The following is a 12,156-nucleotide window of genomic DNA, read 5'->3' as shown; positions in this document are numbered from 1 at the left end:
GTCTAATAGATAGGTGTATGCAATTGCTGGCATTTGCACGGCTTACAGATTTGGCCGAGGCAGGAGACAGCAATTACAAACGCTGGCAAAACATCAAACACGGCCAAGCTCAGATCCGGGCTCAAGAGGTTGAGATCCTGGGGAAAGTCTTTCCGCGCTATCGCTGGTGGCTGATGACTGGCGAGGTCATGCCGGAAGTAGGGCAGACCAGCCCGGAATACGACGAAGCAAACGCGACGCTTAAGCAACGAGGAGAGGGATAGAGCTTACGCAGAGGGCCGCTAAAGCCTGGTTCAAGAAAAGGGGGGAATAACAAAAAACGAGCTGGGTCACGTTTGCAGGAGCGCAAACTTAAACCACACAAAAGGGGGGAAGGGCATGAGATGCACAATCATATCTGCCGTCTTCATTGCCGGTCTAATCCACACTGTAAGTAATACCGCTTGGGCAGATAGTGGATTGGAGTACCGGATCGCTAAGTACAAACCAATCTGCAGCGACTACGAGCGCGCGAAGCGTTACGCCGAGTGCCACAAACCACCTGGTAGCTATAAACACGCCTACGAAATGACCGGCAAGGCCCGTGAAAGTGCCTTGGCGCAAGGTCGAAAGCTGATCAATATGCGTAAAGGCACGGATCGCGCCTTGGACAGCCGCGGTAAGCGCCGCCGTGTATACCGCTAAAGGGAGTGATGTATGACCGCAAAGGAAAAGGTCGCAGCGCTGGTGAAAACGCTTCCCGACGATGTGTCGCTAGAGGAGATTCGCTCTCGGGTCGCTGCCCTGGCGAAGATCGAGAAAGGCCATATGAGTCTCGAAAACGAAGCTGAAGCAGAGCCAAGTGCTGGTAAGCAACTTGATAGTAGCCAAGAACCTCCCTCATAGGGGTACTGACTATTCCGATCCGGGCCGCCGGGTGTTTGAGTAAGCCAGATGAATAGGGGAGCGGTTTGTCTTGGAAGGCCGCCTAGTCCATCAAGTATCTGGTTCTAACGTCGCTTTCGGCGGTGCCCTTGGGCCGGTGTCAGCTTGTATCCGGGGGAGATCAATGGAGTGTTTTGATCTTCTCCCGGTCTGAGTAAAACAAGTCCCGCCACATAATGGAATGAAAGCGTCCCAAGCGGCTAAGCAGCTTGGCTTGTTCAACATAGGGAGGGGTGTCTTTGCCTGTGTCTAAAACGCGATTGACCGCGAAGAACAAGGCTTGTATGTAGTTTAAGTGTTCTACGGTGAGATCGAGAGTATCCCGTAATTCTTTAATATGCTCTTCCTGCATGTCGTGTCCTCAAGTTGAGGCCCCCTAGTATTGGTGGAGGCGGAACTACGCGCAGGTTGGCGAACCGACAAGGTGACGGCAGACCCGAAGGTCTCCCACGCGTAGCCCGCCACGAATGCCGAAGCACGCGGCTCATACCTTGTCGGGTCGCCAAACCCGGCCAGCAGTTTAATGCCGGCGCGGGATAAGATGACGAGTACATGACTTATTGTCAATCCGCTATCGAGCTAAACTGAAATGAAATAAAACTTAGGTAGAGAATGTGCTCCTTTTTATATGAAATGTCGTTTCTTTTGGAAATTTAAATGACGAAGGGGTGAAAGGAGGAAAGTGTGAAGATAATCGAGAAGATTTGGTTGAGAAATTTCAAAAAGTTTGAAGATGAGGAGATCTTATTTTCTGATGACCTTAATATTCTTGTTGGTGACAATGAATCTGGGAAAAGCTCCATATTAAAAGCTATTGAGATCGTTGTTAGTGGAAGCCAAGCAAAGATAGCTAATATTGGCTTGGAAAGTCTTTTTAATAAGAATGCGATAAGTAAATTCATGGCAGGAAATAAAATAATAAGTCTTATGCCAAAAATCGAGATTGATCTATACATTAAAGATTGCTCTGATTTTCCTGAGCTTTATGGAAGGTTTAATCAGGGAAATAAAAATGCATGCGGACTGCATTTGGTTTGTGAGCCAGACGTTGACCATAGTAAAGACATCGATTCAATATTGAAAAAGGGAGGCTCAAATTTCCCATTTGAATTTTATAAAGTGGGATTTTTTACGTTTTCTGGAGAGAGCTATAGTTCGTACAGAAAGTATTTCAACTACTTATTTATAGATGGCACAGAAATAAATAATGAATATGCTACAAAGAGTTACATAAAGACAATATTTGAGTCAAACTCAGAGTCAGCCCAAAGGGCAAGACTTGAAAATGAATATAGAAAGAATAAAGAAGAGTTTAAGGAAAATTTTCTGTCTGAGGTGAATAAAAAAATAGAAAATTTTGAGTTCTCTGTTGGTTCTGGGCTGAAGTCAAATCTTCAGGCAGATCTAACCATAATAGAAGATGGTATCGCCTTAGAAAATAAAGGGAAAGGCCGGCAGTGTTTGATTAAGACTGAGTTTGCTCTCCAGCGCGTCAAGCAAGGGAAACCCTTAGATACTTTACTTTTAGAAGAACCTGAAAATCATTTAAGTCACGGCAATATGAAGAAGCTAGTTGAAAAAATAAGAAATTCATCCGCAGGCCAGATTTTCATATCAACACATAGCAGTTTTATTGCCTCAAAGTTAGATCTAAGAAAATCAATTTTATTAAGTGCTTCATCAGGAAAAGCTTTGTTGTTCAATGGAATTCCTTCTGATACGGCTGATTTTTTTATTAAGTCACCAGTTAATAACGTTCTTGAGTTCTGTCTTTCAAAAAAAGTAATTTTAGTTGAAGGTAATGCGGAGTACATACTGTCTGATGTGATGTATGAGAAGGTAAATGGCACGTCTATGGAGGAAGACGGCGTCCACTTGATTTCTGTAGGGGGTACTAGCTTTAAACGGTATCTGGACATTGCATTGCGGCTTGGCATAAGAGTGGCAGTAATAAGAGATAATGATAAAAATTTTAAGATAAATTGTGTCGACGGATTTTCTGATTATGCTAATGAGAAAGATATAAACGTTTTCTATGATTCCGATAATTCCAGAAGCACTTTGGAAATTGCAGTCTACGAAGATAACAGGGAAAGGTGCGATGAGATATTCGGAGAAGGAAGGCGGAGCTTATCGGTCAAAGATTACATGTTGTCAAATAAGACAGAGGCAGCATATAAAATGTTAAAAGAAATTGGTTCTTCAATAAAGGTTCCTAATTATATAGAGCGAGCTGTCAAATGGATAAAAGAGTAATATTCTCAGTTGCTGGCTCAGGAAAAACCTCTTTGCTCATTGATAAAATTGAAATTGATTCAAAAGCTCTTATTGTTACTTATACAGTTAATAACTATGAGAATATTATTTCTAGAATCGTGGAAAAAATAGGTCAAATGCCAAAAGGTGTTAGGGTCTATACTTATTTTTCCTTTTTGAACAGCTTTTGTTTTAAGCCTGTCGCCGGCCGATCGATAAGGTTCAACGGAATATGTTGGGATAAGCCACCTCCTCATACGTCAAAGCTGAAGATCGGAGATAGGATGCGCTATTTTACGAAAGATGGTCGTATATATCACAATAGACTTGCGAAGCTGTTAGACGTAAGAAATTACTTTCCGGATGTTGTTGAAAGGATTGATAAATTTTTTGATTGCTTTTATGTCGATGAAGTTCAGGATTTTGCTGGGCATGACTTCAATTTTCTTTGCAGCCTAATGGATATTAATAGCGAAATTTGTTTGGTCGGTGATTTTTATCAACATACCTTTGATACGAGTTCGGACGGAAATGTTAATGGGAATTTGTATAAAAATTATGAGAAATATAAGGAAAAACTAAAAAAAACTGGTCTTTGTATTGATGAAGATACTCTATCAAAGAGCTACCGTTGCCCAGAAAATGTGTGCGATTTTGTTTTTAAGGAAATGGGAATAAAAATATACTCACACGATGTTAATAAGGGGGAGGTTGTATACATGGAAAAGAAGAAGGATGTAAATGAGTTGCTCTCTGATAGAAAGGTTGTAAAACTTTTTTATGAAAAAAGTTATAATTATATTTCCCCGTCCCAGAATTGGGGGGCAACTAAGGGATTGGATTGCTACACAGATGTTTGTGTCTTTCTTAATAATAAAACAGAAAAGCTTTACAAGGAAGGGGGGTTGAAAGGTATGAGCCCAACCACATTGAATAAGCTATATGTCGCCTGTACAAGAGCAAAAGGCAATGTATATCTCGTTCCTCAAAGGCTTGCGTCTGATCTAAAAAAAAATTACACGTAGAACTTCAGATGTAAACGGCCTCCTGTGGAGGTGTTCGTTTTCCTGTTCGATTGATGTGCTGAGACTAGCATGGTTGATGTAAAACGTTCTCTTGGATGGAAACATTGGCTAGCCTTTTTTAATGCGTTCATTATACCGTCGTAGGATTATATTTCGAATGGCGCCACACCAAATTGTTGACTTTTTTGTTCTTTTAGACGTCTGGCAGTGGCCACTGACAAGTACGTGAGCTCCGACTAGCTCCTCCAAGTCATGGATTTCAAAGAAAGCTATAAATGCTTGAAGAATGTCATCAAATATCGCAACACTAACACTCTCATTGTGATTTTCGGATGAGTTCAGCCAGAGCTTTCCATCTTGAGTGACTCCATAGCTGGCAATATTGCCCCAAAAAAAATATCGGGCATGTTCTGGTGCCTCATGAGCTCTTTCAAAAGGTATAAACACTTCCTTTATTGGACCACTAATAAAAACTTCTCCATCTCGAAAGAAAGTGATTATTCGGCTAGATTCTCTAAAGGCCTGACTTGTGACGAGGCGGTGCAATACTCTCTTCAGAGTGTAAGTTTCTGAACTTTGCCTGTCTCCTGGTAAAACGTGGGTTCTACCGCCTGTTCCTGTATTGCTTGGAGGGGGGGCGACAGGGTTTACAGTAATTTCTCCTCCTTTCTCGTCATCTAAGTCGACAAGGATTCCTCCTCCTGCGCTGATCTCTTCCGCCTCCTCTGTGACGGCATCCCGTGGGTCTGTCGTGACGGTATAAATGGCTCGTAATTGGCAAGAGTCTTCATGATGGGCACAAAAATGAGCTGGGTGGCCATGCTTACTTTCTTTGCGGAACCAAGCATCACGGCCACATGAAATGCAGGCAAGTTGTCGGCGCATCGCCTCAAGCTGACTGACTGGAAGAGCCGCAAAGCGATCCGCACTCCAATTTTGGCCATCAATGCGACAAAAGGCGTCCTGCATGACTATCTCCTCAAAATATGCGACATACGTCACAATGTTTGCAGTGAATGAAACTTATTGCAAATTCTGAGCTAACAGCTCTACCTCAAATGCATCTGAGAGGATCCAATTACTCGTATCTTCTCTTTTGCGGAGAAGACCTATCGGCTAACTGCATTATGGCTCTTGATTTTTTTGTATACCGTGGTATACATTGAGTATGAAGACAATTCTAATGACGGCGGAATTTGAACGTTGGCTTCGCCATCTTCGTGACAAGCAAGGTAAGGCCCGAGTCAATGCGCGAATCCGGCGAGTAGCACTAGGAAACCTAGGGGATATCAAGTCTGTCGGTGGGGGCGTCAGCGAGCTACGCATTCACACCGGGCCGGGCTACCGGGTGTACTTAACCATCCGGGGGTTAGAGGTGATCATTCTCCTTGTTGGCGGTGACAAGAGCACGCAGAGCAAGGACATTAAGGCCGCGAAGGCGCTGGCTGACCGATATCAGGAGGAGCTATGACCGAGCACAAATTGAAACCTTGGGATGCCTCCGATCATCTGGAGGACCGGGAAGACATGATCCTCTATCTCAACGCCTGTATCGAAGAAGATCCAGGGGATGGTTCTCTCATCCGAGCGGCGCTCAGTGACATCGCACGTGCTCAGAATATGTCACGCCTGGCCGACGAGACAGGTATGACCCGTGCTGGACTCTATAAAGCACTTTCACCGGAAGGCAATCCCGGCTTTGATACGATGCTGAAGATCACCCGTGCGCTGGGGCTTTCGCTCCACTTTGATCAACATGCCCACTAAGGCCTGTAGTGTCGAAATGGTGTCGAGGCTTCCGTGTGAGTGAGGGCAAGACAGTGCTAGTGATCATTTGTAAATTCGATGAAAATCAATGAGTTGTGTGGTGATGTGGTGGTCAGAACCATAGCGCCATAAGGTTCAAGCCCCTCCTGGTGCACCACTATCCCTTGATTGTCATTCGAAAGAAGCAAAAAGTAGTTCTCTTCATTCTAATGATGAAGGGGGCTTTTAATATTCGCCGCAGTTTCCATGAAGTCACGGATGTTGTCATGGAGAGCTTGCCAATCAATAGACTCCGGCGGGTTGTAGGTTCGAGCGGAATATTGAATGTTATGTGCTGTTAATCCTACTGAGTCACATATTTCATTGTTGCTTCCCCAGCATGAGACGCTATAAATATCTCCATTGCTAGGGATGCGGCTGATAACGCCGGTCTGTTCATTTTGATAGAAATCGAGGCCACCTTCCTGGCCAATAAGGCGATCCTTTTCTTTTGTTCCCTTTACCAGAGAGGTTGCGAAATTCATTTTGGGCAACACAACGTTAAGATAAATCTTCTGCTCCTGGCTGGCTTGGCCACAGGGGGCTAGTCCCGGCAAGCAAAATACCATGTTTATGCTTCCAGGCATCGTTTGTCCTGGTGTTTTGCTATCCGGATCATGATTTAGGCAAGCATTAGAAACCTTTAATTGCCCCGAAACCTCACCATCAGTTTTCAATTCCTTGGTGATGAGATCACCGGATAAGCATCCATATTCTTCCCTCGAGGGTACTGTTTCTGAGGCACAAGAAACAGAAGTTAAAGCCAGGAGAGAGAAAATAAGATAAAAATTTTCTTTGGCCATTTTTTATCCTTGATGCTTATCTTTGATTAAATGGTGAATTGCCATCTGGGGAGTTTTTGTAGGAAGACAAAAGGATCTCCTTCATGGCCTCTAGCGTCGTTATCTGCTCATCTAAAGGCACGCCAGAAAAATCAATACTCTCTCCCTGTCGGTACTTTGCTGATACCGCTTTCATCGAACGATGCATGCGTTCATTTGTGTTGCGGCGTTCGGCTGAGTTTCTCGCTTCGATGTTCGCATCTGCTTCTTTTTTTCTCAGTAAGAAGTGAGTATCTCTGTCATATTCAGTATTTCCGGACATGTAATTATTCTGGTATCTTTCCAGTTCATCATAGGCCTCGCTATGGGTGCCTTGGAGAGCCTTGTATTGGCTTTCCGAAAACGAAGCTTCGTTTCTGCTTTTTCTGAAATACTGATTGGCTGCATCTTCAATGTATTTCTCCAATGCTTCTCGTTCCTGAGCAGCTTGAAACTCGGTGAACTTCTCCTCACCAGAGTTGCGCCTTTCCAGTATTCGGCGAGCCTCTTCGATCTGCTCCTCTAAACGTTTTATTGATTTACGTAAATGCATTTTAGCTATGTCGAGGTCTGTGCCCACAGCATTTACACTTGCGTCACGTAACGCACTCGTCCCTTTTCCTAAAGCGCTTTCGATAGCCTCCGCGCCAGCAGCCTTAACAATTCGAATGATTGCGCGGGGCCGGGCCAGTTCCACAACACTTAGCAATACGTCTGCTTCTTCCGCCAGATCCGCAGCACCCAACACGGCTCGCTGTTTCTCCAATTCCATTTCCATGACGCGGATGATCTCTTCATACACGTGGTCCAACGGTCCATTAGGCCCCATTTCCGACTCACCAGTTTCCTCCTCTTCTTCCGCCTCTTCGACACGGGGGTATGATTGACCTGTCGCGGAGCCAGATTGTGTCTGGCCGGAGAGTATGGAGCCGACGGCAGAGGCCGCATTAGTGGAAGCTGTGATCAAGGCATTGGACTGACCGACCAGAGTTGCCAGTCCGGCCGCCACACTGCCCAAATCGCTACCCCGAGCGGAGGCTCCTGAGTCCACCACTGACGTAGCTTGGCTGGAAATCAGCGTGGCGCCGCAGGCGGTTTTGTCGCCATGACGAGCGACGGGCTGGCCATCAACGATATTGGTGGGATCGCCGGTGGCGATAGTGGTGATGATGGGGGACGGACCGTGCTTCGGGCAGATGACTTTGTCACCCACGCGGGCTACCCCTTTGCCATCGATGTCCATTGTAGTGGAGGCGCTGATAACGGTGCCTCCATGGTCGGTCTTGTCACCCAAAACGATAATCGGGCGCGACATGCTTACCTCCGTGTTGATCAATCCTTAACCGTCCTGGCTTGAAAGGAGAGCATAACAAAGTGTCGACGAAGTGACGACACCACATAGATACAGTGTGGCGCCTTGAGCTTTGCAGTTGGATGATTTCTTTTTAAAACAAAAGGTTATGTGGGGCTGTGGTTTGGTGAGCAGCAATGAAAGAGGTTCGAATCCTCCCGTCCCGACCAAACGAGAGAAAAAAGCCCTGGTGATTTTCACCGGGGCTTTTTTGTGGTTCATCGCTTTAGCGGGAAGGGTCGCTCCGGCGGGGGCTCCCGTATTCCTCGGTTACCTCGAAGACCTCCATTCAGAGGGGGCTACAGCACCGCTGTGGGAAGCGGCCCCGGCGGCGCTCCGCTTGGCCGCGAATGTCCTGGGCCGTTGGCGATTCGCTTGCCAGCAAGCTTCCCACAGCGGCTTCGTGGCATGATCCGTGGGAGACCCGCTTGCTGGCGAACATAGCGGCTTGCTAGCCCTTCCGTTACAGACCCGTGCCCATGATTGAAGCGCCGTGGCCCGCTAAACCGCGATGAACCTTTTTTCGTGCCCGCCGTCCACGGCACTTTTACCACGGTTTGACCTCTATATTTCCTGACAAGGACGCGCCATGCTTGGCGTGGATTAGGTTCGTTTCCGACAAGGACATTCATGGCAGCTTGGTCGCGGCGTCGCATCGGGGTGGTGGCAACACTGGTGGTTCTGGTGTTGTTGCTGCTGTTGCCGTTCGTGATCGCCTGGAGTCTGGGCTGGCGCTGGCAGGGCGTTGGCTGGCGTCAGGGGTTGGTCATCACCGCGCTGTGGCAACAACAAGGCGAATGCCGCCCCTTATCGCTGCGGGGATTACGTCTTTCCTCGCTGCGGCCCATCACGGTCACCGCGGACAGCGTGTCGATTCGCCAATGTGATTCCGATGCCGCTTCCGAGCCACTTTCCGAATTACCCGATCTGCCGGCGTTACACGTCAAAGTGTGGGCGCTGCAGTGGCGGGACTATCCGCCGTTATCTCTTGATCTGACGCAGAAAAGGGGGCACTGGCAAGGGCGGGCCGGGTTCCGCAATGGCGAAGTGTTCGGTGATTACCGGCAGGACAGTGGTGCCTGGCAGGTGCATGGACAAATCCCGGTGTCGGATCTGGACAGTCGCGCCATCGGTGTGGTGGAACTTGGTGGCTCAGGACAATGGCTTCCCGAACAGCCGGTCCGGGCCGAATTGGCGCTGACCGGCAGCGAGCTGGGTATGGCCGGTGAGGACTATCGAGCCAATCTGAATGCCACGGTCATCGTGGAGCAACCTCACTGGCGGGTGTCACTGACGCTGTCCGACCCGCTGGCGCTACCGGCGGGATGGCGGTTATTGCCGGGGGAAGGGCTGACCGCCAGCGGGACTTTCGATGGCTTGATCAAACAGGCCAAGGGGCGGCTGGAGGCTCGGGGACCGCAAGGGCAAGCGCTGCTGACCCTGGCCAGTGACGATCAGAGGCTGGGAACAGGCGAGGGGCGTTTGACACTGTCCGAAGGCCTGGATGGCACGGTCGATTTTCAGTGGCAGGAAACGCAACTGCTGGTGGCACCGTTCGAGCTGACTCTGCCGGAACAGACGCGATTGAATTTGCGGGAATCGGTGACGGTGCCGTTGGCCGCTGACGGAGAAGTAGCACTGCCACTGTCCGTGCAGTACCAGGGCGCCACTCTGACCACCAGCAACAGCCTGTTGCTGTGGAAGCCGGAAGGCGTGCATTGGCAAGGGGCGATGTCCCTGGCGGGGCAGTGGCAAGGGTATCGTCTGAGCGGTGGCTGGCGCGGCCGGGCGGGCGTGGATGGCGTCAGCGGGGAGCCGCTTAAGGTACGGCTCGAAAACGCGGATCTGAGCGTGGAGGCCACGGCGCCGGTGACGGAATTGAAGCCACCATACTGGCCGGTGCAGGCGTCACTCAAGGGACGTTATCAGCGTCTGCCGTTCCAGGCCAGGATGAGCGGGCGCAGGGATGACCACGGAGGTTGGGCCGGCAGCCTGGATGCCGATGTGGACGCGGCTGATTACCTGGACCAGGGTGGCATGGCGCACCTTGATGGGCGCTGGCAGTGGCGCGATGGTGTGCTCACCCTGGCCAGAGGCGCGGCGATTTCCGTGGCGCAGGCGGTGCGGGGCAAGACGCTGTTGAAGCCGTTGTCGTTGAGCGCGCGGACGCCGCTGCGTTATCAGGATGGCGGTGTTCATGGGCAACTGGCTCTGCGGGGAGAGGGGCTGGCGGCGGAACGTTGGGAATTGCCGGTGCTCACCGGCACGGTGGATCTGAACGGCCAGCGCGCCCGGGCGGAGTTGGCGGTGAAGGATTGGGAAGCATCGCTGGCGGTCAGTGCCCGCCCCTTTGGCGGCGGTTATGCCGGGGAGCTGTCGTTGGCTTCGGCGTTGCGGCCGGAACTGAGTCGGGGGCTTGGCTTCACCTTGCAATCCGGGCAGTTGGTGGCGGACGGCGATTGGCTTTGGGACCAGATGGTTTCTTTCGGGGTTAAAGCCAACGTTTCCGACGCGGACATGGATTGGGGCAGCGTCCTGGCCCGTGGACTGAACGCGCGACTGGCGCTGGACTGGCAAGATGGCAAGGCTGATCTGAGAACGCGAGAACCGATTTCACTGGCGTCGGTGGACGTGGGGGCCCCGATCACCAATATCCATCTGAGCGGCCAATCGGATCTGGACGTTTGGCGTTTCAGCGATATCCGAGCCGAAGTGCTCGGTAGTGAAGTGCTGGCGCCGCAGCTGCAGTGGCCGTCGGATCAGTGGCAGACGGTGGTGGTGACGGGTATTGACCTCAACCAGGTGGCGGCGTTGCAGAATGAGCCGGCGGTATCGTTGTCCGGTACGGTGGGCGGCTATCTGCCGCTGCGTTTGTCGCGCAACAGCGTGGCGGTGCGGGGCGGGCGCTTGTCCAACGAAGGCCCTTTGTCCCTGGAAGTTCCAATGACCTCGGCGGTCCAGGCCATGGCGCAATCCAATCAGGCGGTGGGGCTGGCACTGGATTCGTTGAATCCGCTGCTGATCAGTCGCTTTTTTGCACAACTGGATATGGAAGACAGTGGTTGGCTGGATGCCGCGGTCACCATCGAGGGCATCAATCCGCAACAAAATCGGCTGCCGGTGGTCTTTAACTACACGCACAAGGAAAATGTCAGGGACCTGTTGCGCAGCTTACGCATCGGTGATCAGATCACCGATGAGATCATGAAACGGACGCCGGTGGAGAGTGCACAATGAAAATCAATCGGGGAGGGCGGAGCCTGTTACTGACGGTACTGGTGTTGCCGTTGATGGCTTGTACGCCCCGGGTGGCACTGGAAGCGCCCAAGGAACCGATCACCATCAACCTGAATGTGAAGATTGATCATGAGATCCGGTTGAAGGTGGAGAAAGATATCGATGCGTTGTTCGAACAGAACGGCGATCTGTTTTAACGCTTGCCGGGAAGAGTGTGTTAAGGAGGCAGGGAATGATGAAGATAATCAAAATCGCGCTTATGGTGGCGGCGCTGACAATGGCGGGGAGCGCCTTTGCGCTGGAACTGGACCAGGCCAAAACCCAGGGGCTGGTGGGTGAGCAGCCCAATGGCTATCTGGGCGTGGTGAAGGCAACACCGGAAGCGGTTCAACTGGCCTCGGAGGTCAACGAAAAACGGCGACAGGCCTACGAACGCATTGCGCGCCAGAACGGTATCACCCTGGAGCAGGTGGCGAATCTGGCCGGTCAGAAGGCGATCGAGAAAACCTCTGGAGGGGAATACATCAAAACGCCGGACGGACAGTGGATAAAAAAATAATTCCTAGGTCATTCGGATGAGCTTTCATTTTTTTGCTGGTAAAAAATGACCTTCTCCACGGAAGGTCATTTAAAACCGAACGCTTAGGGAATGTTAGATGAGGTAAAAAAAGTTCCCCTATTCCACAATATTTACGTTTATCTATCCTCAGAAGACGCTGGCGGCTCTACATTGGTC

Annotated in this window: 13 protein-coding genes; 9 read left to right on the top strand and 4 right to left on the bottom strand. The window is 49.9% G+C overall.

Annotated elements, in window-relative coordinates; translation table 11 throughout:
- Positions 1 to 17: 17 nt before the first annotated feature.
- Both E0L37_RS18970 and E0L37_RS18965 read left to right on the top strand, forming a co-directional pair.
- On the top strand, positions 18 to 263 hold the full coding sequence (locus tag E0L37_RS18970) for a hypothetical protein (protein WP_205655653.1): 246 nt from the start codon (positions 18 to 20) through the stop codon (positions 261 to 263).
- 433 nt (positions 264 to 696) lie between these two features.
- Entirely contained in the window at positions 697 to 885 is a 189-nt protein-coding gene (locus E0L37_RS18965; protein ID WP_133493231.1) for a hypothetical protein, read from the top strand.
- A gap of 160 nt (positions 886 to 1,045) precedes the next feature.
- On the opposite strand, the gene E0L37_RS18960 is transcribed toward E0L37_RS18965, so the two are convergent.
- Positions 1,046 to 1,276, bottom strand: coding sequence for a hypothetical protein (locus tag E0L37_RS18960; protein ID WP_133493230.1), 231 nt, complete (start codon positions 1,274 to 1,276; stop codon positions 1,046 to 1,048).
- Positions 1,277 to 1,608: 332 nt separating this feature from the next.
- Between E0L37_RS18960 and E0L37_RS18955 the strand changes: the two genes are divergently transcribed.
- Both E0L37_RS18955 and E0L37_RS18950 read left to right on the top strand, forming a co-directional pair.
- Positions 1,609 to 3,180 carry an ATP-dependent endonuclease gene (locus tag E0L37_RS18955; protein ID WP_133493229.1) on the top strand — a complete coding sequence of 524 codons (1,572 nt, stop codon included), beginning with the start codon at positions 1,609 to 1,611 and terminating at the stop codon, positions 3,178 to 3,180.
- On the top strand, positions 3,165 to 4,205 hold the full coding sequence (locus tag E0L37_RS18950) for a DNA helicase UvrD (protein ID WP_133493228.1): 1,041 nt from the start codon (positions 3,165 to 3,167) through the stop codon (positions 4,203 to 4,205). Before E0L37_RS18955 ends, E0L37_RS18950 begins: the two co-directional genes overlap by 16 nt.
- Before the next feature lie 108 nt (positions 4,206 to 4,313).
- Here E0L37_RS18950 and E0L37_RS18945 read toward each other — a convergent pair whose 3' ends face one another.
- The gene (locus E0L37_RS18945; RefSeq protein ID WP_133493227.1) at positions 4,314 to 5,174 is read right to left on the bottom strand and encodes a hypothetical protein; all 861 of its coding nucleotides are present in this window, start codon (positions 5,172 to 5,174) and stop codon (positions 4,314 to 4,316) included.
- 199 nt (positions 5,175 to 5,373) lie between these two features.
- Between E0L37_RS18945 and E0L37_RS18940 the strand changes: the two genes are divergently transcribed.
- Both E0L37_RS18940 and E0L37_RS18935 read left to right on the top strand, forming a co-directional pair.
- Positions 5,374 to 5,676, top strand: a complete 303-nt coding sequence (locus E0L37_RS18940) for a type II toxin-antitoxin system RelE/ParE family toxin (RefSeq protein ID WP_133493226.1) — start codon at positions 5,374 to 5,376, stop codon at positions 5,674 to 5,676.
- Positions 5,673 to 5,972, top strand: coding sequence for an addiction module antidote protein (locus E0L37_RS18935; protein WP_063139984.1), 300 nt, complete (start codon positions 5,673 to 5,675; stop codon positions 5,970 to 5,972). Before E0L37_RS18940 ends, E0L37_RS18935 begins: the two co-directional genes overlap by 4 nt.
- A 206-nt stretch (positions 5,973 to 6,178) precedes the next feature.
- On the opposite strand, the gene E0L37_RS18930 is transcribed toward E0L37_RS18935, so the two are convergent.
- Complete coding sequence (locus E0L37_RS18930) at positions 6,179 to 6,814, bottom strand: hypothetical protein (RefSeq protein ID WP_133493225.1); 636 nt, start codon at positions 6,812 to 6,814, stop codon at positions 6,179 to 6,181.
- Between the two features lie 16 nt (positions 6,815 to 6,830).
- On the bottom strand, positions 6,831 to 8,147 hold the full coding sequence (locus tag E0L37_RS18925; protein WP_133493224.1) for a PAAR domain-containing protein: 1,317 nt from the start codon (positions 8,145 to 8,147) through the stop codon (positions 6,831 to 6,833).
- A 666-nt stretch (positions 8,148 to 8,813) separates the two neighbouring features.
- Between E0L37_RS18925 and E0L37_RS18920 the strand changes: the two genes are divergently transcribed.
- Genes E0L37_RS18920 through E0L37_RS18910 form a run of 3 tightly spaced genes read left to right on the top strand, consistent with a single transcriptional unit; the run spans position 8,814 to position 11,979 of the window.
- Positions 8,814 to 11,420 carry a YdbH domain-containing protein gene (locus E0L37_RS18920; RefSeq protein WP_133493223.1) on the top strand — a complete coding sequence of 869 codons (2,607 nt, stop codon included), beginning with the start codon at positions 8,814 to 8,816 and terminating at the stop codon, positions 11,418 to 11,420.
- Positions 11,417 to 11,617 (top strand): YnbE family lipoprotein, encoded by a 201-nt coding sequence (locus E0L37_RS18915; protein WP_133493222.1) that lies wholly within the window; start codon positions 11,417 to 11,419, stop codon positions 11,615 to 11,617. The genes E0L37_RS18920 and E0L37_RS18915 overlap by 4 nt, the downstream gene beginning before the upstream one ends.
- A gap of 35 nt (positions 11,618 to 11,652) precedes the next feature.
- Positions 11,653 to 11,979 (top strand): YdbL family protein, encoded by a 327-nt coding sequence (locus E0L37_RS18910; RefSeq protein WP_236564019.1) that lies wholly within the window; start codon positions 11,653 to 11,655, stop codon positions 11,977 to 11,979.
- Positions 11,980 to 12,156: the final 177 nt, after the last annotated feature.

Origin of the sequence: Alcanivorax sp. 24 (assembly GCF_004360225.1) — a bacterium.
Taxonomy (GTDB): Bacteria; Pseudomonadota; Gammaproteobacteria; order Pseudomonadales; family Alcanivoracaceae; genus Alloalcanivorax; species Alloalcanivorax xiamenensis.
The sequence above is the reverse complement of the archived record's forward strand: the minus strand, read 5'-3'. Positions and strand labels throughout refer to the sequence as shown.

Coding starts and splice junctions, on each gene's coding strand:
- E0L37_RS18910 (WP_236564019.1), top strand. CDS start 11,653: ATGATGAAGATAATCAAAATCGCGCTTATGGTGGCGGCGCTGACAATG.
- E0L37_RS18915 (WP_133493222.1), top strand. CDS start 11,417: ATGAAAATCAATCGGGGAGGGCGGAGCCTGTTACTGACGGTACTGGTG.
- E0L37_RS18970 (WP_205655653.1), top strand. CDS start 18: ATGCAATTGCTGGCATTTGCACGGCTTACAGATTTGGCCGAGGCAGGA.
- E0L37_RS18965 (WP_133493231.1), top strand. CDS start 697: ATGACCGCAAAGGAAAAGGTCGCAGCGCTGGTGAAAACGCTTCCCGAC.
- E0L37_RS18920 (WP_133493223.1), top strand. CDS start 8,814: ATGGCAGCTTGGTCGCGGCGTCGCATCGGGGTGGTGGCAACACTGGTG.
- E0L37_RS18960 (WP_133493230.1), bottom strand. CDS start 1,276: ATGCAGGAAGAGCATATTAAAGAATTACGGGATACTCTCGATCTCACC.
- E0L37_RS18925 (WP_133493224.1), bottom strand. CDS start 8,147: ATGTCGCGCCCGATTATCGTTTTGGGTGACAAGACCGACCATGGAGGC.
- E0L37_RS18940 (WP_133493226.1), top strand. CDS start 5,374: ATGAAGACAATTCTAATGACGGCGGAATTTGAACGTTGGCTTCGCCAT.
- E0L37_RS18945 (WP_133493227.1), bottom strand. CDS start 5,174: ATGCAGGACGCCTTTTGTCGCATTGATGGCCAAAATTGGAGTGCGGAT.
- E0L37_RS18930 (WP_133493225.1), bottom strand. CDS start 6,814: ATGGCCAAAGAAAATTTTTATCTTATTTTCTCTCTCCTGGCTTTAACT.
- E0L37_RS18950 (WP_133493228.1), top strand. CDS start 3,165: ATGGATAAAAGAGTAATATTCTCAGTTGCTGGCTCAGGAAAAACCTCT.
- E0L37_RS18935 (WP_063139984.1), top strand. CDS start 5,673: ATGACCGAGCACAAATTGAAACCTTGGGATGCCTCCGATCATCTGGAG.